We start from the raw sequence: 24,244 nt of genomic DNA, 5'->3' as shown, positions 1-24,244 counted from the left end.
GGCCACATGACGAAAGCAAAGCCCGGCGTCACCATTCGAACCCTTGCGGATCTCGCGCGTCTCGCCGGTGTCCACGCGGGTACGGTATCGCGCGCGCTCGCCGGCAGCACGGTGGTGAACGACGAAACGCGATTGCGGATCGAGGCGCTCGCGGCGCAGCACAACTTCCAACCCAATCAGATGGCTCGCCGGCTGCGAACGCAACGTACGGGTGTGATCGGCATCGCCGTGCCGCTCGGTCACGAACGCCGTCAGCATGTCTCCGACCCGTTTTTCCTGACGCTGTTCGGGCATCTTGCCGATGCGCTGACCGAGCGCGGCTATGACATCATGCTGTCGCGCATCATCCCCGATGCCGAAGACTGGCTAAGCCGAGTGGTCCGATCCGGGATGGTCGATGGCGTCCTGCTCATCGGGCAATCCGACCAGTTCGACGTCATCGAAGCCGTCGCACAGGATTACCAGCCGTTGGTCGTATGGGGCAGTCATGTGCCGGGCCAGCGGCACTGCGCGATCGGCGTCGACAACTTCGGTGGCGGCCGATTGGTCGGCGAGCATCTGGTCGCCCGGGGCTCGACCCGCATCGCCTTCATGGGCGAAATCCGCACACTCGAGATTACCGAACGCCACCGCGGTTTATGTGCCGCGGCCCAAGCGGCGGGCATTGCGCTACCGATCCAGCTGGACACGCACATGGCATCCGACGTGATGGGCGAAGAGATCGCCGCGAACCTCGACCGGGTTTCGGGAAAGATCGACGCGATCGCCTGTGCCTCCGATGTCATAGCGCGTCAGACGATCCGCACGTTGACCGAACGCGGCCTTTCCGTACCGGGCGACATCAGGGTCACCGGCTTCGACGATCTGCCCTTTACCGAACAGATGATCCCGTCGATCACGACGGTCCGCCAGGATCTCGCGATCGGCAGCACCGCCATGATCGACGCGCTTTTCGCGCGGATGAAGGGTGAAGACACACCGTCTCTGGAAATGACGCCTCGCCTGATCGTTCGCGACAGTGCCTAGGGTGCCGCCTCGAAAACGAAGGCCGCTCCCACGAAATCACCCTTGAGCGGCGCACGAATGCCCTGCGTCATCCAATAGCGCCCGCTAGCGATCATGGGTATGCCTGCCGGCAGTGCACCGCCACCAAGCATCCGCACCCTGTAGCGCCGTTCAGGCGCCAGCCCCAACGGCAGGATCGCACCCGGGTTGTCGCGCCACATCGATGAATGCAGCATCTGGAACAGCACCGCCTGTCGCTGATCCCGGCCCACGTACATCGTCGCGGACGTCGAGACCGACGCATCGGGGCTTACCAGGCGATAGAGTTTTCCGCGCTGCACGGTCGGGCGAATGGTCTTGTAGGCAGCGATCCATTTCGTCGCGGTCGCGAAGTCCTCCGCCTGCCATTTGATCAGGTTCGCGCCGATCCCAAGCCCGCCCTGCATCGCGGACAGGAACCGATAGTCGAGCGAGGTGACACGCGTGTTCGCCCAATTGGGGCTATCGGTCACCCACGCCATCATCGTTGCGGGCGCATAGGCGCGGGTGAAGCCGTCCTGGATTGCGAGCCGGTCCGATGGATCGGTATTGTCCGATGGCCAAACCTCGTCGACCCGCGCCATCATCCCCAGATCGACGCGGCCGCCACCCCCCGCGCACCCCTCGATTTCCAGGCCCGGATGGCGCTGCCGCAGCGTATCGAGGATCGCGTACAGGTTGCGGACATAGTCCACGTAAAGCCTTTGCTGATCCTCCGGTGCCTGCCCGGGCCAGCCCGGTTCGGTCCAGCGGCGGTTGACGTCCCATTTGAGAAAGGCGATGTCGTTCTCGCTCACCAGCCGGTCGAGCCAGCCGAGGACATGCGCGCGGACATCGGCACGCGCGAGGTTCAGGACGAGCTGGTTGCGCGCTTCGGTGCGGGGACGCCCGGGGAAGGCGATCACCCAATCTGGATGCCTGCGATACAGGTCACTGTCGGGATTGACCGATTCCGGTTCGACCCACAGGCCGAAATCCATACCGAGCGACTTCACCTTATCGATCAGCGGCTTCAGCCCATTGGGGAATTTGCGCGGGTTGACGGTCCAGTCGCCCAGTCCGGCGCGGTCGCTGTCACGTGCGCCGAACCAGCCATCGTCCACCACAAACCGCTCGGCGCCGATCGCCGCCGCCTTCTCCGCCAGCGCCATCTGGCCTGATTCCGTTACGTCGAACGCGGTTGCTTCCCAGCTGTTGTACAGCACCGGGCGCAGCTTCGCGCGGGCATGGTCCGGCAAAATGTGTGCGAGTTGAAAATCGTGGAAGGTACGCGATGCGCCGCCCATGCCATGATCCGAATATCCGGCATAGAAGACCGGCGTCTCCAGCGTTTCGCCTGGCTTCAATCGCCACGCGAAATCGTAAGGATTGTACCCCGCCGCAATCCTCACCCGACCAAGCACGTCCTGGGCGACGCTGATCCGGAACGAGCCTGACCAGGCGAGGGCGCCGAACCACACGGGGCCGCTTTCCTCGGCGGTCTTGCCCTCTTTGCCGATCGCGAACCATGGGTTGTTGCCATGGCCGGTCAGGCCGCGCCGGCTTTCGATCGCCGTCAGGGCCGGCGTGACCGGCACCGTCTTCAACGTCCATTCCGCGGCATGCCGCCCGGTCAGATAGTCCAAACGATAATCGTCGCCGCTCGGCAGCGTGAACACTGCCGCGGCGAGCTGATCGACCCGCACCGGACGACGGCTGCCGTTGTGGATGGTCGCCGAGCGCGCGAGGATGCCCGTGTCGGGATCGATCGTGTAGCGCAGGGTCGCCGTGAAGGGCTGGGCGATATCGGCCAGTTCGACCGTCAGCGTTTCGCCATCGACGCGGTGGCTGCGGTATTTGAGGACGAGGTCGCGATGGCCGTCCGCAAACGCAACTTTGACGCCCGGTTCGGTGACCAGCCCTTCGCCTTGTCCCGGAAACTCCTGCGCCGTCACGGTGGGTGTCGGATCGAAGCTCGACGGTTCGGTGACGATCGGCACGACGATGGGATCGCTCTCGGCTACGGCACCGCCCCAGTGGATCGATCGCAGATAGCCCTTGTCGTCTATACCGAGTGCATAGGTCACGCCGTTGCCATCGAGCCGGAACACCCGCGCGCCCGGCGCTGCCGTAACCCGCGCCTGCGCCGGTATCGCCAGAACCACGAACGGCAGGCCGAGCCACAGGCGTCGCATCACCGCGGCACCACGACGGTCGCCGTATCGCCCTGCAACGCCAGCCGGAACCAGGGCGCCGCCGTTCCGCCGAAATGCGCGCGGCGGACCGTCGCGTCATCCAGCGGCTTGCAGGCCAATCCCCAGAAATCGACGAAGCTGATGACGTCGCCTTCGCCCGTCACCCACCAGCAATAGCCCTGATACGGCTCCGCCGGCGGATTCGCGGCGACGAGGCCCGAAGCGTTGAGCGGACGCCAGGGGCCCGACATGTCGGATGCGACCATGCCGTACAATCCGGTCGGCGCGCCGAGGCCATCGGCGAAGCGCTTCGCCTGGGTCGACCAGAACAGATAATACAGGCCGTCGCGGTACACGATGTGCGGGCGTTCCAGCTCGCTATTGACGCCGATCGCTTCGACCAGCGGCGGTGCCAGCGTCCACGCATCGTCGCGGCTCGCCCGGCGCGCGACACCGACAACGCCATCATGCACGTCGTCGACCCGGCCCGCCGATCCGCTGAACAGCAGATATTCGGCGTTATCCGCAGGGTCGCGGAAATATCCGGGATCGCGGAAGCCCTTGATGCGGCCGTCCACTGCGTCCACCTGGTCGGCGCGGAGGTACAATCCGCCATCCGCCGCGATGGACTCGACCGGCATGCTCCAGTCGCCAACCCGCCCGTCGGCGAAGCGCCCGCGCGTCTCGAACAGCCGCTGTTCGAAGGTGCGCGGTCCGCCTTTGCGCCCCGATGCGGTGAAATACATCGTCAGCGTGACGCCATCGTCGTCCAGCACTGCCGACCCCGACCATTCGCGGCTGCCCGGTGTGAACCCGTCCGGAAAGGCATTTCCATGATCGCGCCAGCCGTCCGCGCCATGGCTGGTCAGCCGGATGCGCGCCGCGTCGTGCCGGTCGTCGGGATCGGCGAACCGCGGCGTCGCGAGGAAGAACCACCAGCTGCAGCCCTCGACGATCACCGTCCGGCCGTCGGCATCGGCGATCTGCCACATATCCCACAGGTCGTGACCGGCGATGATCGGAACGACATCGGCCGCCGTGATGACCGGAAGCGCCGCGGCGGGCTGGTCCGCCGCCCTTCGTGCCTGCGCCGCGGTCCAGGGCGTCGGGATTTCAGGATCATCGCGAAAAGCCGGGGAGGGAGCGGTCGGGATCATGGTGTCTCCAGTGCGAACAGCGCGACGCTCTCCGCCTTCATCATCGGGATCGGGAGACCGGCCTGTGCCAGCCAGTCGCCGTCGAACAGCACGCCCTCCGCCCGCATCCGGGCGAACAGCGGGGCATCGGGCGGCGGGTGTCCGTCTTCGCTCGCAAGGTCGATCAGGCGGACACGCACCGGCCCGGCACCGGCCAGCGGCGGCAGCGTCGCCGCGGGCGGACGGCGGACGATCGTGGGATCGATCCGCGTCACGCTCAGCAATAGGTCGCCGATGTCACCATGCATCTGCCAGACCAGCCCGTCCGGCCCGTCGCCCAGCCAGACGCGGCCCGTATGAAGCCGATCCCGTAGCGTCTTGTACCGCGCGATCGCCTCGCCGAGCACCGCCGCATCCCGATCGGTCAGCGTCGCGGGATCCAGCTCGACCCCGAAATGCCCGGGAAGCGCGACCGCAGCGCGGAACGCCATGCCCTGTCGCCGCCCGGTGGAATGTGCCGGGCTGGCGCCGACATGGCTGCCCATCATCTCCGGCGGCATGAAGTGCAGATACCCCCGCTGCATCCGCACCCTGCTGACCGCGTCGATACAATCGCTGGTCCAGAACCGGTGTGTCCGCGCCGCGATACCGGCGTCGATGCGCCCGCCACCGCCTGCACAGGCCTCGATCTCCACCGCCGGATGCGCCTCCCGCAGGCGGTCGAGCAGGGCGTAGGCGCCGACGACCTGTGCATGATAGCCGGGCCGTCCGTCCGCGCCCCCCGCGGGTGCCAGGTCGCGGTTGTGATCCCATTTCAGATAGGCGATCGGCAGGTCCCGCAGCAGGGCATCGATCGCCTCGAACAGATAGTTTCGCACCTCCGCCCGACCGAGATCCAGCACCAGCTGATGCCGCGACGTCAGCAACGGAACGCCATCCGCCTGCAATGCCCAATCGGGATGTGCCCGCGCCAGATCGCTGTCCGGGTTGACCATCTCCGGCTCGATCCACAGCCCGAACGTCATGCCGAGGGCCACGACATGATTCGCCAGCGGTGCCAGTCCGTTCGGATATTTGGTGCGATCCGTCACCCAGTCGCCCAACGCCGCGGTGTCGTCGTCGCGCCCCTTGAACCAGCCGTCGTCGAGCACGAACCGCTCGACGCCCAAGGCGGCGGAGCGATCCGCGAGCGCCATCAGCGCCGCCTCGTCATGGTCGAAGTAGAACCCTTCCCAGCTGTTCACATGCACGGCGCGTGGCGGCATACCCGTTGCCGGCCAGGGCGCACGGCCACGGATCGCCGTGTGAAAGCCCTGCATCGCTCCGTTCAGCCCGGCGACCGAACAGATCGCCAGCATGTCCGGCGTGTCGTAGCGCTCGCCCGGTGCGAGCCGGCATTCCCCCGGTGCCGGCGCCTCGCCCATCTGGAGCAGCCATACGCCATCGTCGTCGCGCTCGATCGACAGCCGGTGGTTGCCCGACCAGGCCAGTTGGGCCGCATGCACGCGGCCGCCGTGCCATCCCGCATCCGGTCCCATGACGAACAGGCCCGGTGGCCCGGCGTGCCCGGTCAGCCCGCGCCGGTTCTCGCGCAACCAGCCGTGCGACGGCATCGGTTCGACCTGCGGGACGAACTCGGCGTTGTGACGGCCCTGGAAGCTGCGGATGCCGGTGCAGTCGGCCGGCAGCGGCAGGGTTCCCGCGGCGAGCCATTCGACGTCGAGCACACCGTCGCCATCGTTGATCACGCTCGCCGAAAGCGTGATGCCGTCACCGCGGACGGAAATCCGCTGAACCACGGTGACACGCGCGGTCTCATCGACGAGCGTGACGACGATCCCGTCGTCGGTCGCCACGATCGACCGGGTCTCGAACCAGTGCGCGAAGGCCCGTCCCGCCCGATGCGCGCGCAGCGCCGGCGATCCGAACCAGCCGGAGCCGAACGCCGGCGTCACGGTCAGCGGCTGATCCACGTCGAGCGAGAAGGACGTCGGCGGACGGATGTCGGCAAGCGGCGGCAAGGCCGCGGCATCGACCTTTGGTCCCCACCACCGCCATACCGGCGGCCGATCGCCACGTGCTTCCAGCACCAGACTGGTGGTTGGTCCGTTGTGTACGATCATCGGGCGCTGGCTCCGACGGGGAGTCCCTGAGCATTGCGCTCGCGCACGCTCCAGACCGCTGCGGCTGCCGCGAACATGAGCACACCGCACAATGTCAGGACGTTCCGCGGGTCACTGCCGAGCAATCGGTCGTAGAACAGCCACATCGTACCCGAGAAGACCAGCATCGGGATTACGATCATCATGTTGAAGATGCCCATATAGACGCCGGTTCGTTCCGCCGGGATCGCCCCGGCCAGAATGACGTACGGATTGCCCATGATGCTGGCCCAGCCGATGCCGATGCCGATCGCGGGCAGAAACAGCATGGCTTTGTCCGTGACATGCGGCAGCCACAGCATGCCGGCGCCCGCCAGGATCAGGCAGGCGGCATGCAGGCTCGCCGCGCCCATTCGCTTCGCCAGCGGCACCATGGCGAATGCCGCGACGAAGGCGACGCCGTTATACCACGCCGCCATCTCGCCGTTGGTCAGCACCGCGGAATGGAAGCCGGAGGATGTCGGTACGTCGGTGCGGTACACCGATCGCCCGACCGAATAGATGACATAGGCCCAGTATGCGGCCATCGCATACCATTGGAACAAGCTCATCAGCGCCAGCTTGCGCATGGCAACGGGCATGTCGTGGATCGCAGATGCGATCTCTCCCAGCATAGCGCCGAACCCCTTGGGCTCGGCGGCGATCCGAAGCTTCTCCTCCGCCGACAACGGCAGTTCGGGAACCCGGCGGATCGACCAAAGGATCGTCGTGAAGCTCAACGCCGCGCCGACCATGAAGGCGATCCGCGCCGTATAGGGGATGTTGTGCGCATCGACCCAGTCCTGGTTCATCCCCGCCCAGACCAGCAGCGACGGGGTAAGGAACGCCAGCATCTGCGCGAGGCCGGTGAAGGCGCTCTGCGTCAGGAACCCGATCTGGTGCTGGTCCCCGTTCAGCCGGTCGGAAACATAGGCACGATACGGTTCCATCGTGATGTTGTTGCCGGCATCGAGGATCCACAGCATCGACACCGCCATCAGCAGCGACGAACTCAGCGGCATGAAGAACAATCCTGCCGCGCAGAGCAGCGCTCCCATCAGGAAATACGGCGTTCGTCGCCCCCAGCGGCTGTCGGTCCGGTCGCTCATCGCACCGATCATGGGCTGGACAAGCAGACCGGTCATCGGTCCCGCCAATTGCAGGAGCGGCAGCGATGCCTCCGAAGCTCCTAGATAGCTGTAGATCGGCGCCATATTCCCCTGCTGCAGCCCGAACGAGAACTGGAGACCGAGGAAGCCGAGGTTCATCTCGAGGATTCGCGGTAGCGATAGGTGTGGCTTCGAACCGGGCAGGGGCATCGACATCCTCAATGGCTGATGCCCATCTTCGCAGGCGTCAGCGGGGCATATCAGCAATAAGCCAAGGTGCACAACAATCGATTGCGAAAAGTTTTAGCCGGCATGCCCGGATCGTTTGGCGCACATGAAAAGAGGGTCTGGCGGGACTGCCAAGGCAGGATCGGTCGTCCCGATGCCGCCGGGGTCGGCCGTTTTCCGTAACCTGTTCCCAACTTTGTCTTCCTGATGCGCGTGTCGGAGAATGATCGGGAGGCAATGTGCAGGCAAGGTCCGCCTACGTCAGCAATCCTCACGAAGACGCGCGATAGCTGCCTGATTACACTGCCCCCAAACCAAGCCGTTCCGCGTGGCCAATTGCGCTCGCCGGGGGGGCTCCGCTCGCATAAATGGGCGGCAGGACTCGAGCAGCGAAAAATGTGCTCGAATGGCCGGGATTGGGTGATGTTGACCGTAGACTGCGACGTACCTCATCAGTCGCGGCAGAGGCGCATCCAGGTTATCCCAGCGGTAGCGGCGCACACCGATGCGAAGATCCAGCGAGCATGCCATCGCCTTTCTCCGTCCGTGGCTCGTCAGGTGTCTGATCGACGGCGCTACTAACGCTGCATCCGTGTCGATGGTACTCTCGGCTATGACCTTCTTCGAGAGCCTGCTGGCACTGTTATTGGTTGCCATCATCCTGCTGCAAATTGCTCGCCGCATCGGGCTACCGTACCCGGCGATGCTGGCCATTGCGGGCATGGCAGTGGCGTTTGTACCAGGGGTCGCGGCGATCCGACTGGATCCGGGCACCGCGCTGGCACTGTTTATCGCTCCGGTGCTGCTTGACGCGGCGTTCGACTTCCCGCTCGTGACGGCCGGGCGGCTGTGGCGCCCGCTGGTGATCCTGATCGTCGGCGCGGTACTCGCGACGACCGCGATAGTCGCATGGATCGGATGGGCGGTGGCCGGGCTGCCCATCGCAGCGGCTATCGTGCTCGGTGCGATCGTGGCGCCGCCCGATGCCGCGGCCGCGACCGCGGTGATCGGCGCGTTGGCGCTGCCGCGAACGACGGTGTCCGTCCTGAAAGGCGAAAGCCTGCTCAACGACGCCACCGCACTATTATTGTTCTCGGGCGCGCTCGCGTTTCAAATGGCGGAGGGATCGCCGGGGGCAATCGGACTGCACGTGGCGATTGCGGTACCCGGTGGGATCTTGCTCGGCGTGGTGCTCTCGTGGCCGGTACGGTGGATCCAGCGCTTCGCGGGCAAGACGCTCGGCGCCAACCTCCTCCAGTTCGTCACCGCCTGGGTGATCTGGCTGATCGCGGACCATCTCGATCTGTCGGCTGTGCTGGCAGTCGTCGCGTTCGCAGTGACGGCGGCCCATTCGCCAAACGCCGGCTCGTCGCCGCGGATGCGCGTTCACTCCTTCGCGGTCTGGGCAGCAGTGGTCTTCCTGCTCAACGTCACCGCATTCCTGGTGATGGGGATGCAGGCGCGCTCGATCCTGGAGCGGCTGCCGGGCGACGGGATCTGGCCTGCACTACGGTTCGCAGGACTGGTCGTGCTGGCGGTGATCGCGACGCGCTTCGTCGTGGTGATGGCGTGGGGGCAGGTCGCTCGTCGATCGCGAAGCGCACGCGGCACGCTGCCGCCCCCGACGATCGGGCAAAGCGTCCTTGTCGGCTGGTGCGGGATGCGCGGGCTTGTCACGCTGGCGACGGCCTTCGCCCTTCCCGCGACGTTTCCGCAGCGCGACCTCGTGGTGCTGACGGCGTTCTCGGTCGTGCTGGCGACCTTGGTAGGGCAGGGGCTGACGCTCGCACCGCTGATCCGCTGGCTGGGCTTGGACCGGATGGAGAATCCCGCGGACGAGATGTGGGCCGCCCGTACCCGGCTGGTCAATGTCGCGCTCGACGAGTTGCGGAGCCATCCCCAGGCGGAAGATCTCGCTCGGTTGTTCGAAGCCAAGCGAGATAAGCACGACCGTCCAGAGTTGCTGGACTGGATCAAGGGGCAGCACAGCGCCGGGCTTGCCGTGGTGTCGGCACAACGGGCCGAGCTGGCCCGGCTACTGAATGGCGAAGAAGTCGGGATAGACAGTTTCTACGTTCTGCAAGAGGAACTCGACTGGAGGGAGCTAACCTTATTGCCCGAGGAGGAGCGGCGGATCGCCGAGACATGAACGTCTCCGGTCATCGGGATGTATTGGATGCGGCCCACACGGGTCCACGCTTGAACGAATGGCCAGTTTCAAGGCTCATTGCGACGTCGTGAATGTCGTTTCTTGGGTCGACAGCGTCGAGCTGCTGAATGCGCCTACCGTATGGCAGCCAAGACGTCGTCGAGTTGCTCGATTTGTGGAAAGTGTCCGGCCGCTGCGATGGACTGCATCCGCGCGTGCGGGATCAAAGTTGCAAACTGCTGTCCATAAGCCGGGGTCACGATCCGGTCACTTTCCCCCCAGAGCACCAGTGTCGGAATGTTGACGCTGGAAAGGCGGCCTCGCAGCGATGGATCGTGCATGAACGGCTCGCCGGCATAGACGCGCAACGCACGTTGATTGTTCGCCATGGTCGTTGCCGCCGCGGCATCCCTCGGCACCAATGCACGTGATGGGTCATGGAATGAGTGTGCAAGCAGCAAGGCGGGCGGCAGTGTGGCGGGATCGACGATTCCACCGCCTTCGGGCGTCGGGTCGAGCCCCACAGCATCGATGATGACCTGCTCGGCGATGCGCGGACTGCGGCGAAGCCCTGTCTCGATCGCCAGCCATCCGCCAACCGAGTTACCGATCAAGCTGACATCGCCGATCTCGAGCCACTCGATCAGCGCGAGTGCCATGATCGCCAGATCGTCAATGCGGTGAAACCAACTAGGCCGAGGTTCACCGTCGAAACCTGGATAGACCGGGATGATAGCGCGCCTGCCCCGTGCGGCCAGGCCCGTGGCAAGGCCCATCATCGATCCTGGGCCGGCACCACCATGCAGGAGCAGCGTAGGACGCCCGCTTCCCATCTCGTACCAGGCGATCGGGAGCGCATCTGCAAACAGCGTAGTACGGGAGATCTCAATCATCGTTCGTCACCCTCGCACTTTGACGTGATAGCTGTCGCGCGACACTGCTCTTGGCCAAAGCCGGCTGGGCAGGGGCAGCTTGGATGCCGGCGTCGTACACTGCTCATCCGCAATTGTTCGTTGCGCAGCCATCAATCAATTTTGCCGCTCACAATTCTCCTACCCTATTGGCGACCACCGTAACGTCGCAGCAGGAGTTCAGCGCTTCGCACTTTCGCCGCTGCGCTCAATCGATCCGTCAGCGGTAACGCGACAACCAGGTTATGCGCCGCCTGGTTTGCGTGGCCAGGCACCCGGGATGGTTCAACCTCTCGATCGTGCCCGCTCCGGGGGAGTTGTCGAGCGGGCAGGCCCGATCACGCTGTGCGATCCACGCGCGCTGCGACGCGCGCAATGCCGCCCGACGGGATGCGGGTAGTCGTTTCATGGTCTTCGCATAGGTAACGTTGAGCGTCGCATCGGCACGCTCGAAATCCGCGACGAAGCATGCCGCCATGTCCGTCGTCACGCCGCGTGCCGCTTCGCCGGTGTTGAGGCAACGGTCGAGTTCACCGGATGCGACAAGCGCGAAGGCGAGTAAGAGCATCGCAAATTCCTTCTATTGGTTGGCGGCGCCGAACATCGTGCGCCACTGCGGAACATACTGGCGGAGCTGCACGGTCGAGACGTGATAAGGATTGCCGTCATCCGGTGACTTGCCGGGTGGAAGTCCACCGTCGAACAGCAGGATGTGGTCTCTTGGTATACGCAGAGCGTCATAGGCGTTCGCGATCAGTCGCGTCGTATTCTCGCGAATGTGTCGCTCTGCCCACCAGCGTGCGGGCGGCGTTGCCGAGGCAGCGAAGAGCCACGGCGCGGGACGCTGATCCGGTCCGGTGACGTCCCAGGGACTCGAGAACAGCACGACCCGGCTGACGGGATATCGCTGCGCCATGAAGGCGGCCATGCCGGCGCCCTGCGACAGCCCTGACAGGATAATCCGCGGCCAGGCCGGACGGCCCTCCGCGTCTAAATATTCGCTCCATCCCGCGTCGGGGTGGGTCCTTTGCAAATAGCGGAGCAGATCGCCCAGACGATTCGCGATGGCCTCCGGTGCGGGTGTCGCGACCGGCGGTCCGTCGCCCCCGAACGCACGACTTTCCCGGAAACGGGTCGAGCAGGCCGGGGGTCGTGAAGGGCACACCTGGGCAACGGCGGGCATGTCGTTGTAGGTCAGGAACACGACGCGATACCCTTGGCTCGCGATCGTATCGAGGAGCAGGCGCGGCGCTGTTTCCGAACGGCCGCTGGTGCCGGGCATGAACACGACGAGCGGCGCGTTGCGCGATGGCGCGCCCGCGTAGACGAGGTTGGGATCGTCATATTGTCGCACCTGCGGGTTGGCCGCCGACGGACGGACCAGTTCCTGCGCCGAGACGCCGGAAAGTGATAAGGCGGCGGCAGCCAACGCCGCGCCGAACTGCGTACAAGCCGTCTTCAGCATTCGCATCTACTCCATCATCCACGGCTCGACCGGTCGATCACAGCGCGATCTCGTTCGCCGCGATCTTGCGGTCCCGCTCGGCAAGTTCGTGCGCACTGGCGGGAAAGATGACTGCCATGCCCTCGGTCGCTGCCCGGGTTTGGACCTCTTCAACGAACGGACGCAGTCCGTCTTCGTACGCACGGAAGGCTGCGGCATGGTCGTCTGCGTGTTGCGCCAGCGCATCTGCGAGCCTGGCGGCACCGATGATCGCCATTGATCCGCCCATGCCCGCTATAGGGGACACGCAATAGCCCGCGTCGCCGACTAGCGCGGCGCGACCCTTCGACCAGTTCGGCATCCTGATCTGCGTCGCGCGGTCGAAATAGAAGTCTTCCTCGTCATCGACATGCGAGAGCATCTGCGGCACCTTCCATCCGAGCCCGTCGAAATGCTCGTGCACCAGACGTCGCAGCCGTGCCCGGTCGCGATAGTCGTACGCGATCTCGCTGTCGGCTCGGAACGCCAAGCAGATGTCGGTCCGATCGTCGTAGCCGTTCAGCATGGCAGTGCGCCCAGGCACACTGAACACCTCCGACGTGTCGGGGGGTAGCAGCCCGGTTTCCCGCACCACCTTGAGGTAGAAATAGCCGCCCATGAAGTAGGATGCGGCATCACAGTCACCGAATACCAGATTCCGGGTGTTCGAGCGGTTGCCATCGCAACCGAAGACCAGCGTTGCATCGTGCCGACTACCGTCGTTCAGGGTCGCGGACATGTGATCTGCATGTTCCTGCAGTCGAAGGATCGAACGATCGTAGATTATGTCGACGGAACCATCCACCGCGTCCAGCAATAGATCGAGGAGGTCGTCGCGATGGATCTCGAAGTCGTGCGGCCTGTCTGTCGGCGCCGTGTGATCGATGGCACCCAGCGTCTCGTTATCGGCGCCCCGGAAGGTGAAGGCGCGGGGCGGCAGCCTCTTGGCCCAAGCCCGATCAAGCAGGCCCATCCGCTCAAGGATTCCGACCGTTTCGCCTTTTATGTCGACCGGAGTGCCGCCGCGACGAACTCCTGCCGCCGTCTCAACGATCGTAACGCGATAGCCCAGTCTCTTCAGCCAGAATGCGGTGGCAAGACCGGCAAAGCTAGCGCCGCTGACAATCGCTGTCCGAAGTTCCGTCTGCGTCATCGTAGTTGACTGAACGTCCATTGGTCCCTCTACCATCACCAACTATCCAATCGATATGCAGTCCATTTGTATACCGAGTATAGAATGCTGGATTGAGACGATCGTTCCAATGGTGGACAGACGGACACGCAAGCGACTGGCAACACGGCGGGCAATCTCCGACGCCGCGACGCGATTGATATTCGACAAGGGCTTCGACAACGTCACGATCGACGAGATCGCCCATGCCGCCGACGTGGGTCGCATGACGGTGTTCAACCACTTTTCGCGCAAGGAGGACCTGTTCCTCGATCGCGAGCAGGAAATCCACGACCTCGCCTTCGATGCTGTACGCACCCGGAGCGGCGGCACGTCTCCGATCGAGGCGCTGCGGCTCCTGGCGCATCGTCTTATCGAACAGCCGGACCCGCCGTTTCCGTTATTCGATGGGACCGAGCGATTTGTCGAAACGGTGCTTGAAAGCGAGGCTTTGAAGGCACGAGCCCGGCAGATGCGCGATGATTTCGTCCGTGCCTTGGCGGTGATCCTGGCGGAAGTCGCTGGCCGCCCCGAGCAGGATGCCGATGCGGCGTTCGCCGCGGCGCTTCTGGCAGCTGCCTGGGCCAGCGCATTCCTCCAAGCGCATGCGCTGCTGCTCAGGAGCCACGACGTCGCGGCCGCCAAGCGCCTGTTCCTCGATCTTGTCGATCGCGGTACGATCGGAACGAAGGCAGCGCTCTCCGGCACGGTCTATTGCTGAAGATAGCCAGCTACGATGGAAAACAGGGGGCGAGCGTCAAGCCGGTGCCGCTCCTTCCTGACTTGGGCAGCGTCGGGTCGGACGAAGTGCTGGTCGCCGGTCCGCGATCGGTGGAGTGCCGAACATCTCCTTATACTCCCGGCTGAACTGGGAACTGCTCGCGTAGCCTGAGGCGAAAGCCGTGCCGGTCACATCGGCCTCTCCGGAGACGATCATGCGTCTGGCCTCGAGCAGGCGGATGTAGCGTTGGTAGGCGAGCGGACTGCTCCCGGTCGCCGCCTTGAAGTGACGGTGGAACGAGGTGCCGCTCATTCCGGCCGCGTCCGCGAGATCGGCGACCCGCATCGGCTCGCGGGCATTCTGTCGGATCCAGGCGATCGCTTGTCTGATCCGGGCTGCACGAGTGCCCTTCTGGACGGTCTGACGAAGCGTGTCGCCCATCGGCCCCTGAAGCAGACGATAGCAGAGCTCGCGTTCGGCTTGGCCAGCCAGCGTCGGGATGTCATCGGGACGTTGTAGCAGGCGGACGAGGCGATCGACGGCGTCCATCACATCTTCGTTCAGCGGCGCGGTCACGAACGTCGGCGCGGTGGGCGTCTCTTCGACCGATGCATCGCCCATCAGCGTGGCGACCACATCCGCATCGAGGCTGAGCTCCAGCCCTATGTACGGCGCCTCGTGCGTCGCCTCGATCACCTGGGTCGAGAAAGGCAGTCCGACCGCGGATATCGCGCAATCGCCGGCTCCGAACTCGAGATCCCTGCCACCGATCAGCAGCCGTTTTCGGCCTTGTAGAAGCAGGTAGAACTTCGGTTCGAACAGCGCCAGTCTCGCGTCCGTCGGCATCCGGCTCGACCAGATCATCACGTGCGGGATCGCCGTTCTGATCGGCACGCCTGGCGGCGATCGATCCGCAAGGCGCATCAGCGCGGCCACGGTCTCCTGGCGTATCATGGCCTGCCGGTCGGCGGCGGAGCGGACGTGAAGCTGGCAGGATCGGGCACGTCATTGGCAGGATTGCACATGGCTCGGCTCCGGTTTTGACTATCTTTCTCGCGTGTAATTGGGAGAATGTCGATGCCGAACTCAGACCGCCTGATCGCCCGCCTCGTGGACGAGGCCGCCATCCGCGACGCTACTGCCCGCTTTGCGGATGCTGGAACGTTTGGCGACTATGATGCCTTTCGCGACCTGTGGGCAGAGGGTGGGGTCTGGACCATCGGCAAGCCCTTCGAGGCACGCGCCGAAGGACCGGACGACATCGTCGCGATGTTCAAGAAGCTGAAGGAGCCGAAAGAGTTCTTCGTCCAGTTCGCGTTCCAGGGACCGATCGTGATCGACGGTGACACGGCACGGGCTCGAACCCTGGTCCACGAGGAAGGACGAGGCCCCGGAGACACCGGCTTCCGCTGTCACAGCGTAACGAACGATCTGCTGCGCCGGACGGGCGATCGTTGGCTGTTCGTGCGCCGTGACTTCCAATATATCTGGCTCGACACCGCGAATTTCGCCGGCGACGTCTTCAAGGTCTCGCCAGCAGTATAGATGTGAGCGAACACGCGCTTCGAAGGAGCTTTCGGCGTGAGGGAAGATGATCCGGTCTGGCTCGATCGACGTCTGTTTCCCTATGACAGTCGTTTCGTCGACGTTGGCGGCCATCGTCTTCACTACATTGACGAAGGGTCGGGCCCGGTGTTGCTGTTCCTGCACGGCAATCCGACTTGGTCGTTCCTATACCGGCACATCGTTCGGCGACTGTCGCCGCATTTTCGGTGTATCGCGGTCGATTATCCCGGCTTCGGCCTCAGTGTCGCAAGGCGTGGCTACGGCTTCACGCCTCGCGAACATTCGATGGCGATCGAGGGGTTCGTCGACGCGCTCGATCTTTCCCTGATGTCGATCATGGTTCAGGACTGGGGCGGCCCGATCGGATTGGGTTTTGCGGCGCGCCAGCCCGACCGCGTGCAATCGCTGATCATCGGCAATTCGTTCGCCTGGCCCGCGACGCCGGGGATGAAGGGGTTCTCCTACATCTTCGGCAACCCGTTCGCGCGTTACCTGATCCGGCGGACCAACGTCCTCGCACGCTGGCTGATTCCCGCAGGGATCAGCAGGACGTTGTCGGCGGCGGAACTCGCGGCGTATCTCGGACCTTTCCCCACCCCTGCGTCGCGCCTGCCGACATGGATCTTCGCCCGCCACATTCGGGCGAGCGCGCCCTATCTGGCCGAGGTCGAAAGGGGCCTGACTAGGCTAAGCGACAAACCGGCGCTGATCCTTTGGGGCAGCGCTGACGGCGCGTTCCAGGCGGCGGATCGCGATCGCTTCGCGAGCCTGTTTGCCGACCATCGCATCGTCGATCTCTTCGACGCCAAGCACTTCATCCAGGAGGACGCCGCGCCGGAAATCGCCGCGGCGATCCTCGATTGGCGTTCGCGCCTCATCGTGTCCGAGGAGGCGGTCCGGTAAACATTCCGCTCACCCTGGCGCTTCACCTCGGCATCGTGCTCATCGGCGTGATCGTCCTGCGGCTCGCGGGGGTACGGACGCGCCGCGAGCCGTTGCTCGCCGGGTTCGGCGTCGTTATCCTGTACTGGATCGTTTCTCCCCTCGGGCTCCGGCTTCAGGAGGCCGTCCCGATCTCCGCCGGGTTGCACTGGAACTGGCTCGGCAAGGTCTTTGCTCTGGCTGTCGCCCTATTCGTCTGGCGGCGATCGGGGCTGTCACGCGACGACATCGGGCTGACGATGCGGCAGCAGGCGGGATCGTTGCTGCCGGCAGGTCTCGTCGTCGTGCTGATCTGCGCCTTCGCGTGGAGCTACGAGGCAATCAGGTCCGACGGGAGCAGTCTTTCGCCGGAACGACTGCTGTTCCAAGCCATCATGCCGGGGCTCGACGAGGAATTGGTCTTTCGCGCCCTGCTGTTCGCGTTCTTGATTCGCGCGTTCGGAAACGGCGGAGAGATGACACGGGCGTCGCTCTGGTGGGCAGGAACGGCGGTCACCTTCCTCTTCGCAGCCGGGCACGGACTGTTCGCTGTGGAAGGGGCGATCCAGGTGGACTGGCACGCACTCGTCGAAAGCGGCACGATCGGCGCGGGGCTGCTGTGGCTGCGTGGGAGGACCGGCTCACTGGTGATGCCGGTCCTCGCCCACAACCTCTCCAATTTCGGAGACTCGTTTTTCTAGCGGCTGTCTGCTGGACACGCGATCTGTCCGCGTGTCGGTCCAATGCCGGTTAGGCGACGCAAATGCCGGGCACTTCTATCTTGCGGAACAGGTGCGGGCTGACCGCGGCTTCGTCCGGGTAATCTGCCAGGCGCGCCTGAAATGCGGGACTGGCGAACGCCGCGCGAAAGTGGCCGACCGACTGCCAGACGGCGTAGTTCAGGAATACGCCGCTTCCAGCAATGCCGCGGTGAAGCTGGGTCGAGATGAAACCCGGCTGCGCCTTCATGTGTCCGGCATCGCTCGACCACGCCGCCAGTAAAGCGTCGGCAAGACTCGGCGGAACCACGAAGGTGTTGATGAGGACCACGGCCTCGTCCTCGGACTTCAGTTGATCGGCCAGCGTGACGGCCTGATCCATCTCTACTAGTTTGGGCATTAGTTTACTCCACGAGGGTATTGCACGGTGGTTTCAGGGACCGATAGCGGTCCAGGACATTGAGAATGCTGCGCCACATCATGTCGCCCTGCTCCCAAGGCGTGGCATGTGAGCCGGAACACCGCCCGCCTTCAACAACATTGAGCACAGTCGCATCGATGATATGACGCGCGAGCTTCTCACGTTGGTTCATCGGCACCAGCTGATCGTCCGGACTCTGCTCGAGCAGGATTGTGGCAAGGCCGCCTAAACGACGCAGGCGGCTAGCTTTCGTACCCAACTCGAACCGAGCGGGACTGCCGGCCGCCCACACTTGTTCATCGGCCCCGAACGCGATGGTCAACAGGTCTCGGTACTCGGCCTCGAGATGCGCATGCGACGGGTCGAGGTGATGCACCAGACCGGGCAGGTAGTATAGGCCGTTGACGCCGACCACGGCGGCCGGCGTCGGCGGTGCACATACGTCCAACAGCCCGAACTCGGCAGGGTCCGTCAGCACCGCTTGGAAAGCCAGGCAGGCGCCGCAACTATGGCCCGACAGGACGTATGATCCGTCGGACAGACCGAGAGATCGCAGCATCTCGAAGGCGCGAAGCACGTCGTCGAGATGCTGGGGGTGGACCGCTTCGCGGGCTGGATCCGAGTGACCGTCCACGCGCGGATCGTAGGAATCGCTCGGCGCGCTCGGGAACGGAGAAATGGTATAGTTGATCGAGGCGATCATCTTGAGCGGTGTATCGTCAGGCGTGGCGAACGCGCAGGCAACCGTCGGTTCTATTGACGCGGCCGTCACGTCGGGACTGCGCCAGGCGCCGCCGTGGATGTGCACGAGAGCGACCGGACAGCCCGGGTTCGTACCGAGGCAAGGTAGTTCACACACCGGCATACTAACCAGCGCCTCGGTTTCGTCCGTCTGGGGCAGGTATAGGCTGAGTGTCTGCAGTCGATTGCCATCGGCCCGGTAGGAAAGGCCGGTGGCGCAAATGACCGGGACGGGGTCGGGAAGCGCGGGGCTGATGACAGCTTTGCGTCGCCACTTCCCCGGCTGCTGATGACCATGATCCATGATATGCAGTTGGTTATCGCTGGCATTGATCACATCCATGATCCTGCCAATGACTTGCCTGATCCTGCCGTTGATGCCGCGATCGCTACGCTCGTTCGCCAGTGCTTCGACAACGGATCACCGCCTTGCTGGTGACGCCGGCAAGGTCGCGCGTCCGCGGGTGCAGCGTTACCGTTAGTCGCCACGGTCCGGCCCCCACCGTCCGCCGTCATGCCCGCAGGTCGAGGAAGCTCACGCTTGTTCTCCGGTTGCAGGAATGACGCGAACTGTCGAAATCGTACCGCCATCGACGGCGACGATCTCGACGGCGAAGTTGTCGAAGGCGACGTGGTCTCCTGCCCGGGGCAGTCGCCGCGTCCGTTCGATGACCAGCCCCGCGATCGTCTTGAATCCGCGATCGGGCGCGATGGCGAGGCCGAACTCCTCGATGAGGTCGTCGACCGGCTGGGCGCCGGGCATGACGATGCTGCCGTCGGATTCGTGACGGAAGCCCTGGATCTCGCAGTCGGCGGCTGCGGGATCAGCCGACGGGATGTCCCCGGCGATCGCTTCCAGCACGTCGGCGAAGGTGACGATCCCCAGCATCGAGCCGAACTCGTCGGCGACCACCGCAACGCCGGCAGCATCCGCCTTCAGCGACGCGAGGGCGCCGAGGACGCTGGCGCGTTCGGCGACATAGTGGACCGGGGAGGCGAGCGCGAGCAGGTCGGCCGGGCTGGTCCCGTCCAGTGCAAGCAGGTCGGCCCGTGCAACGACCCCGACCGGTTCGTCTCGGGTCGCCGCCAGCACCAGCAATCGTGACGCGCTCGCAGCCAGCGCCGTCTGCCGGATCGTCTCGGCCGAGGCATCCTCGCGGATCGACTGCACGGCACGACGCCCGGTCATCACCGTGCGTACCGAGCGCTGCTCCAAATCGAGCACGCGCTCCATCATCGTGCGCTCGGTCCCGAGCAGCGCACCGGTGCTGAGTCCTTCGGCGAGCGTCCGACGGATTTCCGCCTGACTGACCCCCGCCTCGTGACCCGGCGTGATCCCGAACAGGCGTAGGACGACCGCATTCGACCATTCGAGCGCAACGAAGAACGGCCGCGCCACGACGATGAACAGCCGCAACGGCGTCGCCACCGCCATCGCGCTGCGTTCGGGAGCGGCGAGCGCGATGCTCTTGGGGGCAAGATCGCCGAACACCAGCACCAGAAACGAGATCAGGGCGAAGGCGGCGACGGTCGCGACGGCGTGCGCCGCTCCGGTCGCCACGGGGAGCTGCTCGGTCATGCGACCCAGCACCTGCTCCAGCGCCGTCACCACGAAGGCGCCGGTCAGCAGGTCGGTCAGCAGGTCGCCGGCGCGGATCGCGGCGAGGAACAGGCCGGGGCGCTGCTTCAGGCGCAGCGCCCGCTCGGCGCGCGGATCGGCGGCGCCGGCCAGCGAAGACCCGCGCACCGCGACGAGGGCCATTTCGGCAAGGTTGAAAAACGCCGTCACCGCCAGCAGCAGCACGAACAGCCAGATCATCGGCATCGCCGTGGCTCCCGGTCAGCCGGCATAGTAGCCGCGGTCGGCAAGGTCGGTCAGCAGGTCAGGACCTGTGGGGTTCCAGCCCGTCAACGCCCGCGTCCGCTCGCTCGACGCAGCCGCGTCGCCGCCCGCCATGCGAGCGAACCAGCCGAAATGGTCGGCCTCGCGGCTCTCCGCCGGAAGGCCGAGTTGCCGTCCGATCGCTTCGGCGATGCGACGGAAGGCAACGCCATCTTCCGCGATCGCATGGTACACCGGCGCCTCGATGCCGCGCTCCAGCACGGTCAGGAACAACCGGGCGGCGTCCCGGCGGTGGACGGCGCTCCAGCGGTTATCGCCGTCCCCGATATAGGCCGACACACCCGTCTCGCGGGCGCGTTTGATGAGGATGGGCACGAAGCCATGCGTCTCGCCGACACCATGGACGGTGGGCGGCAGCCGCACCGTCGCCACGTTCACGCCGCGCCCCGCCAGCGTTTGCGCTGCCGCTTCGGAGCGGCGAACCGAAGCTGGGTCCGCGAGATCCTCCTCCGTCGCTGGCCGCCCTTTAGCCAAGCCGCTGGCGCCTGCGGTAACGAGCAGGGGTTTGCGGGTCCCTCCAAGACCCGCGCCTAGCGCCATGATCGCGCGTTCATCCTGGCCTGCGCTCTCGGCGAAGTGCGCCCAGTCGTGGTTGAAGGCGGTGTGCGCAACTGCGTCGGCGTCGGCTGCCGCGGTGCGCAGCAGGTCATGATCGTCGATCGATCCAGCGATGATCCGCGCACCCTTGTCGGCGAGCGCGCGTGCCTTGTCGGGCGTTCTCGCCAGGCCGGTGACCTGATGCCCAGCGCTTAGCAGATCCTCGACGAGCGCACTGCCCACCCAGCCGGTGGCGCCGGTGACGAATACGTGCATGGCCGTTCTCCTTGGAAAAGATGCTTCAGAGCCGGATCGACAGTTCGACGTCGTCGGCGAACGGCACGGACAGGTAGCCGCCTCCCGGCCGCCGAACGCGGTCCAGATAGGCAGGGCAAAAGTCGGCGTTATCGGCAACGATCAGCGCGCCAGCGCGGAGGCACGGCTCGACCAGGTCGAGGATGTCCGGGTAGAGCGCCTTCGCACCGTCGAGGAGCAGCAGATCGACCGTCTCCGGCAGATCGCGGGCGAGCGTCTCCAGCGCGTCACCTTCGCGGAACTCGACCAGATCTTCGAGGCCACCGGCCTCGAGGTTCGCCTTTGCGCGTGCCACCTTCGACGGCTCGAACTCGCTCGTGACGAGCCGGCCGCCGCCGTTGTCGCGCAAGGCGGAGGCGAGGCACAGCGTCGAGAGGCCGAACGACGTACCGAACTCGACGATCGAGCGGGCGTTCGTGCTGTACGCCAGCATGTAGAGCAGGGACCCCGTGTCGCGCGAGACGGCGAGCGGCACGTCCTTCATACGGCCGTAGAAGTCGGCATAGTCGGTGCGGCTGCGCACGATGCTCGCCTTGTCCGCGCTGGTCAGCCCATTCCAATAGGCGGAAACCGAGGGCGTCGTCGCCGGATCGATCGCGTCGGCTTCGGTGAAGAGGCGATCGAGTAGCGGCGCGACAGGTGTGGCGGTGAGCGTGGTCATGATGTCCTTTTCCGTGATCGTTGCGACGGAAGGAAAAATACGACTACGTCGTCAGCTTCGCTAATCGCATTGCTTGGAGACGAGCATGAGCAAGCCGTCAAACCCTTCTGTTTCCACAATAAAGATGCCCAAACAGGCGAGATCGACGGCGCTGGTCGAGGCCGTCTTGGAAGCCGCTGTTCAGGTTTTGCGCGCCGAAGGAGCCGCACGTTTCACCACCGCGCGGGTGGCCGAACGCGCCGGCGTCAGCGTCGGATCGATTTACCAATATTTTCCCAACAAGGCCTCGATCCTGTTCCGCCTGCAGAGCGACGAGTGGCGAACGACGTCGGAGTTGCTGCGCGGCATCCTTGAAGACTCAACGTTGGCCGTGCCCGAGCGGCTGCGCGCGTTGGTCCACGCTTTCATCCGTTCGGAATGTGACGAGGCGCAGGTCCGCCTGGCGCTAAGCGATGCCGCGCCTCTCTACCGTGACGCACCCGAGGCTGAAGTCGCGCGAGCTGACGGATCTGTTCCGTTTCATCAATTCATCCGTAGCGCGCTTCCCGATGCTGACGAGGCGACTTGCGAACTGACAGCCGACCTGATCGAGACAACGCTCACCGAGGTCGGCAGCAGTTTCTCGGAGGTTACGCGCAGCGAGGCAGAAATCGTCGCATATAGCGATGCGATGGCCAATATGTTCTGCGCGTATCTTGGAACACTTGAAGGGCGTGTTTCAGCATAGAGATATCGGATCGATAGCGAGCTGAGTATCATCTTCCTGCCGCGCCTTAATTCGTTACTCGGCCGCCATGAACAAGTGTCCGCTCTAAGGGAGCCGACCGCCGCGATCCTCGTCCGATGCATTGCCTTTTCCCAGAGCCACGATGCTTTTTGGAAAAGCTTGCGGGGTAGCGGGCAGGGCCAAGGCTAATCACCTCCTACGTGGTCACCATGAATGAATAGCATGAGGTGGGCAGCCGAAAGGAGGCCGCGAAATGACCGGACGTGGATCTCGTAGCTCGCCGCCGCTTCGCCGGCCTCCATATCTGGCTCGATGTAGGTACGGAGGGTCGAGGTGCCGCAGCAAGGACCGACACCATCCTGTCCCTTCTAGCTGCCAGTGATGGAACGGCTGACGCGTCCCTCGGCGTCATCCCAAGCGCGTTGACCCTCGTGAACCGCAATGCGGTTCTCGGCCGCATCGAGGAGGCGTTGCTTCGCCCTGACCGGCACGGGCTGGGCTGCCAGCTCTGGTTTCGTGGCCGGTAGCGTTTCGGACGGTTCAGGTGGTGTGATGGCCGCGTTTTCCCATGCGAACAGCGTATCGTCCGCGAGCGCTCCATCGACCCATTCGGCGGGACATCCTCGCCAGCGACAGGTCCGCCGTCGCCTTGCGGCACGCCGCCGCCTTTGCGGCGCACACCGTACGGCGAACCTTTTCGAGGTTCGTGGTCGTCGGGGTGATCCCAAAGGTAGCGACATAGCTCTCGATCTGCTGTCTGGCGACGATGCTACCACCTTGAAGGTCGAAGACCGTATCGACGACGGCCTTCGCCTCGCGGCTGTTCCAGCCTTTGTCGATCAGGCGCTCATGATCATCGAGCGACCATTTCGCATCGACGCCCCGCTTCGACAGGTCCACGCCTCGGCATAGCGATAGTCGAGGCTGGCATGATCGATGGCGGGGCTGCTGCTGGCGACCTGATCATCAATAATACGCTGCAACTGCCAGCGCAGCGCGTCGCTGAACACATTCTTGAGCTGATCGGGGTTCACCCCCCCCCGACGACGACTGACCGTAACCCATGCGCAAAGCTTCCGCCGCAGAACCGAGTTAGGCAATAACCTGCGCGTCTGCGAAGCTCATTGCGCCCAACGGTAACGCCAGCGTTAACCGCACGCCCGCGACCGTCATTTTCCTCCGCCACCAATAGCGACTGCCGCGCAGCGCCACGTTTGAAAAGCCCATTCCGCCACCCCAAGGGGTACAGCCGGGGTACAGTCGTCCCTGATCGCCGTCGTTAAGACGCGAAATCAAAGGCTTGTAGGTGGATGGTCGGGGAGACAGGATTCCTGACCTACTTTTGCCGCGCGCTGAGCAATTGATTCTACGTCGTCACACAACCCGTCTGTCAGCGCGTTGCACAGTTAGGGGTACAATAGGGGGGTACAGGTAGACAAGCGCTTGAACGCCACGCATTGGGTATG

General features: G+C 64.7%; 23 protein-coding genes. 7 read left to right on the top strand and 16 right to left on the bottom strand.

Translation table 11 applies throughout. The annotated features are described in order from the left end of the window. Positions 1 to 6: 6 nt before the first annotated feature. Positions 7 to 1,026, top strand: a complete 1,020-nt coding sequence (locus tag FFS23_RS10120; protein WP_137898524.1) for a LacI family DNA-binding transcriptional regulator — start codon at positions 7 to 9, stop codon at positions 1,024 to 1,026. On the opposite strand, the gene FFS23_RS10115 is transcribed toward FFS23_RS10120, so the two are convergent. From FFS23_RS10115 to FFS23_RS10100, 4 genes are all read right to left on the bottom strand, one after another. Beyond that, positions 1,023 to 3,134 carry an alpha-galactosidase gene (locus FFS23_RS10115; protein WP_249340618.1) on the bottom strand — a complete coding sequence of 704 codons (2,112 nt, stop codon included), beginning with the start codon at positions 3,132 to 3,134 and terminating at the stop codon, positions 1,023 to 1,025. The genes FFS23_RS10120 and FFS23_RS10115 overlap by 4 nt on opposite strands. A gap of 83 nt (positions 3,135 to 3,217) precedes the next feature. Further along, positions 3,218 to 4,375 (bottom strand): glycoside hydrolase family 68 protein, encoded by a 1,158-nt coding sequence (locus FFS23_RS10110; RefSeq protein ID WP_137898522.1) that lies wholly within the window; start codon positions 4,373 to 4,375, stop codon positions 3,218 to 3,220. Further along, positions 4,372 to 6,477: an alpha-galactosidase gene (locus FFS23_RS10105; RefSeq protein ID WP_137898521.1), complete on the bottom strand. Its 2,106-nt coding sequence runs from the start codon at positions 6,475 to 6,477 to the stop codon at positions 4,372 to 4,374. Before FFS23_RS10105 ends, FFS23_RS10110 begins: the two co-directional genes overlap by 4 nt. Beyond that, the gene (locus FFS23_RS10100) at positions 6,474 to 7,763 is read right to left on the bottom strand and encodes an MFS transporter (RefSeq protein ID WP_212742939.1); all 1,290 of its coding nucleotides are present in this window, start codon (positions 7,761 to 7,763) and stop codon (positions 6,474 to 6,476) included. Before FFS23_RS10100 ends, FFS23_RS10105 begins: the two co-directional genes overlap by 4 nt. A gap of 682 nt (positions 7,764 to 8,445) precedes the next feature. Between FFS23_RS10100 and FFS23_RS10095 the strand changes: the two genes are divergently transcribed. Further along, positions 8,446 to 9,981 (top strand): cation:proton antiporter, encoded by a 1,536-nt coding sequence (locus tag FFS23_RS10095; protein ID WP_137898520.1) that lies wholly within the window; start codon positions 8,446 to 8,448, stop codon positions 9,979 to 9,981. Positions 9,982 to 10,115: 134 nt separating this feature from the next. Here the strand turns inward: FFS23_RS10095 and FFS23_RS10090 are convergent, their stop codons facing one another. From FFS23_RS10090 to FFS23_RS10075, 4 genes are all read right to left on the bottom strand, one after another. After that, positions 10,116 to 10,874, bottom strand: a complete 759-nt coding sequence (locus tag FFS23_RS10090) for an alpha/beta fold hydrolase (RefSeq protein WP_038658573.1) — start codon at positions 10,872 to 10,874, stop codon at positions 10,116 to 10,118. 238 nt (positions 10,875 to 11,112) lie between these two features. Next, positions 11,113 to 11,460, bottom strand: a complete 348-nt coding sequence (locus FFS23_RS10085; protein ID WP_137898519.1) for a lysozyme inhibitor LprI family protein — start codon at positions 11,458 to 11,460, stop codon at positions 11,113 to 11,115. 12 nt (positions 11,461 to 11,472) lie between these two features. Further along, positions 11,473 to 12,357 (bottom strand): BPSS1187 family protein, encoded by an 885-nt coding sequence (locus FFS23_RS10080; protein ID WP_137898518.1) that lies wholly within the window; start codon positions 12,355 to 12,357, stop codon positions 11,473 to 11,475. A 37-nt stretch (positions 12,358 to 12,394) separates the two neighbouring features. After that, positions 12,395 to 13,528 (bottom strand): FAD-dependent monooxygenase, encoded by a 1,134-nt coding sequence (locus FFS23_RS10075; protein ID WP_171009446.1) that lies wholly within the window; start codon positions 13,526 to 13,528, stop codon positions 12,395 to 12,397. Between the two features lie 55 nt (positions 13,529 to 13,583). Here FFS23_RS10075 and FFS23_RS10070 point away from each other — a divergent pair, with 55 nt between their 5' ends. Continuing rightward, positions 13,584 to 14,267, top strand: coding sequence for a TetR/AcrR family transcriptional regulator (locus FFS23_RS10070; protein ID WP_349303956.1), 684 nt, complete (start codon positions 13,584 to 13,586; stop codon positions 14,265 to 14,267). Positions 14,268 to 14,303: 36 nt separating this feature from the next. Here FFS23_RS10070 and FFS23_RS10065 read toward each other — a convergent pair whose 3' ends face one another. After that, positions 14,304 to 15,203: an AraC family transcriptional regulator gene (locus FFS23_RS10065; protein ID WP_171009445.1), complete on the bottom strand. Its 900-nt coding sequence runs from the start codon at positions 15,201 to 15,203 to the stop codon at positions 14,304 to 14,306. A 135-nt stretch (positions 15,204 to 15,338) separates the two neighbouring features. Between FFS23_RS10065 and FFS23_RS10060 the strand changes: the two genes are divergently transcribed. Genes FFS23_RS10060 through FFS23_RS10050 form a run of 3 tightly spaced genes read left to right on the top strand, consistent with a single transcriptional unit; the run spans position 15,339 to position 17,455 of the window. After that, positions 15,339 to 15,812, top strand: a complete 474-nt coding sequence (locus FFS23_RS10060; RefSeq protein WP_137898514.1) for a nuclear transport factor 2 family protein — start codon at positions 15,339 to 15,341, stop codon at positions 15,810 to 15,812. A 36-nt stretch (positions 15,813 to 15,848) separates the two neighbouring features. Beyond that, positions 15,849 to 16,736 (top strand): alpha/beta fold hydrolase, encoded by an 888-nt coding sequence (locus tag FFS23_RS10055; protein ID WP_137898513.1) that lies wholly within the window; start codon positions 15,849 to 15,851, stop codon positions 16,734 to 16,736. 35 nt (positions 16,737 to 16,771) lie between these two features. Beyond that, the gene (locus FFS23_RS10050; protein WP_137898512.1) at positions 16,772 to 17,455 is read left to right on the top strand and encodes a CPBP family intramembrane glutamic endopeptidase; all 684 of its coding nucleotides are present in this window, start codon (positions 16,772 to 16,774) and stop codon (positions 17,453 to 17,455) included. Between the two features lie 49 nt (positions 17,456 to 17,504). On the opposite strand, the gene FFS23_RS10045 is transcribed toward FFS23_RS10050, so the two are convergent. From FFS23_RS10045 to FFS23_RS10025, 5 genes are all read right to left on the bottom strand, one after another. Further along, on the bottom strand, positions 17,505 to 17,855 hold the full coding sequence (locus FFS23_RS10045; RefSeq protein ID WP_212742937.1) for an antibiotic biosynthesis monooxygenase family protein: 351 nt from the start codon (positions 17,853 to 17,855) through the stop codon (positions 17,505 to 17,507). Between the two features lie 22 nt (positions 17,856 to 17,877). Further along, entirely contained in the window at positions 17,878 to 18,978 is a 1,101-nt protein-coding gene (locus FFS23_RS10040; RefSeq protein ID WP_137898510.1) for an alpha/beta hydrolase family protein, read from the bottom strand. A gap of 192 nt (positions 18,979 to 19,170) precedes the next feature. Continuing rightward, positions 19,171 to 20,460 carry a hemolysin family protein gene (locus tag FFS23_RS10035; RefSeq protein WP_137898509.1) on the bottom strand — a complete coding sequence of 430 codons (1,290 nt, stop codon included), beginning with the start codon at positions 20,458 to 20,460 and terminating at the stop codon, positions 19,171 to 19,173. Between the two features lie 15 nt (positions 20,461 to 20,475). Next, a complete protein-coding gene (locus tag FFS23_RS10030) occupies positions 20,476 to 21,351 on the bottom strand; it encodes an SDR family oxidoreductase (RefSeq protein WP_137898508.1) in 876 nt (291 codons plus the stop codon). Positions 21,352 to 21,376: 25 nt separating this feature from the next. Continuing rightward, a complete protein-coding gene (locus FFS23_RS10025; RefSeq protein WP_137898507.1) occupies positions 21,377 to 22,051 on the bottom strand; it encodes an O-methyltransferase in 675 nt (224 codons plus the stop codon). Positions 22,052 to 22,136: 85 nt separating this feature from the next. Here FFS23_RS10025 and FFS23_RS10020 point away from each other — a divergent pair, with 85 nt between their 5' ends. Then, a complete protein-coding gene (locus FFS23_RS10020) occupies positions 22,137 to 22,778 on the top strand; it encodes a TetR/AcrR family transcriptional regulator (protein ID WP_137898506.1) in 642 nt (213 codons plus the stop codon). Between the two features lie 540 nt (positions 22,779 to 23,318). On the opposite strand, the gene FFS23_RS10015 is transcribed toward FFS23_RS10020, so the two are convergent. Next, positions 23,319 to 23,678 (bottom strand): hypothetical protein, encoded by a 360-nt coding sequence (locus tag FFS23_RS10015; RefSeq protein ID WP_137898505.1) that lies wholly within the window; start codon positions 23,676 to 23,678, stop codon positions 23,319 to 23,321. Continuing rightward, positions 23,618 to 23,812 carry a hypothetical protein gene (locus FFS23_RS10010; RefSeq protein ID WP_137898504.1) on the bottom strand — a complete coding sequence of 65 codons (195 nt, stop codon included), beginning with the start codon at positions 23,810 to 23,812 and terminating at the stop codon, positions 23,618 to 23,620. Before FFS23_RS10010 ends, FFS23_RS10015 begins: the two co-directional genes overlap by 61 nt. Positions 23,813 to 24,244: the final 432 nt, after the last annotated feature.

The organism is Sphingomonas sp. 2SG (assembly GCF_005503285.1).
In the GTDB taxonomy this organism is placed as follows: Bacteria; Pseudomonadota; Alphaproteobacteria; order Sphingomonadales; family Sphingomonadaceae; genus Sphingomonas; species Sphingomonas taxi.
The sequence above is the reverse complement of the archived record's forward strand: the minus strand, read 5'-3'. Positions and strand labels throughout refer to the sequence as shown.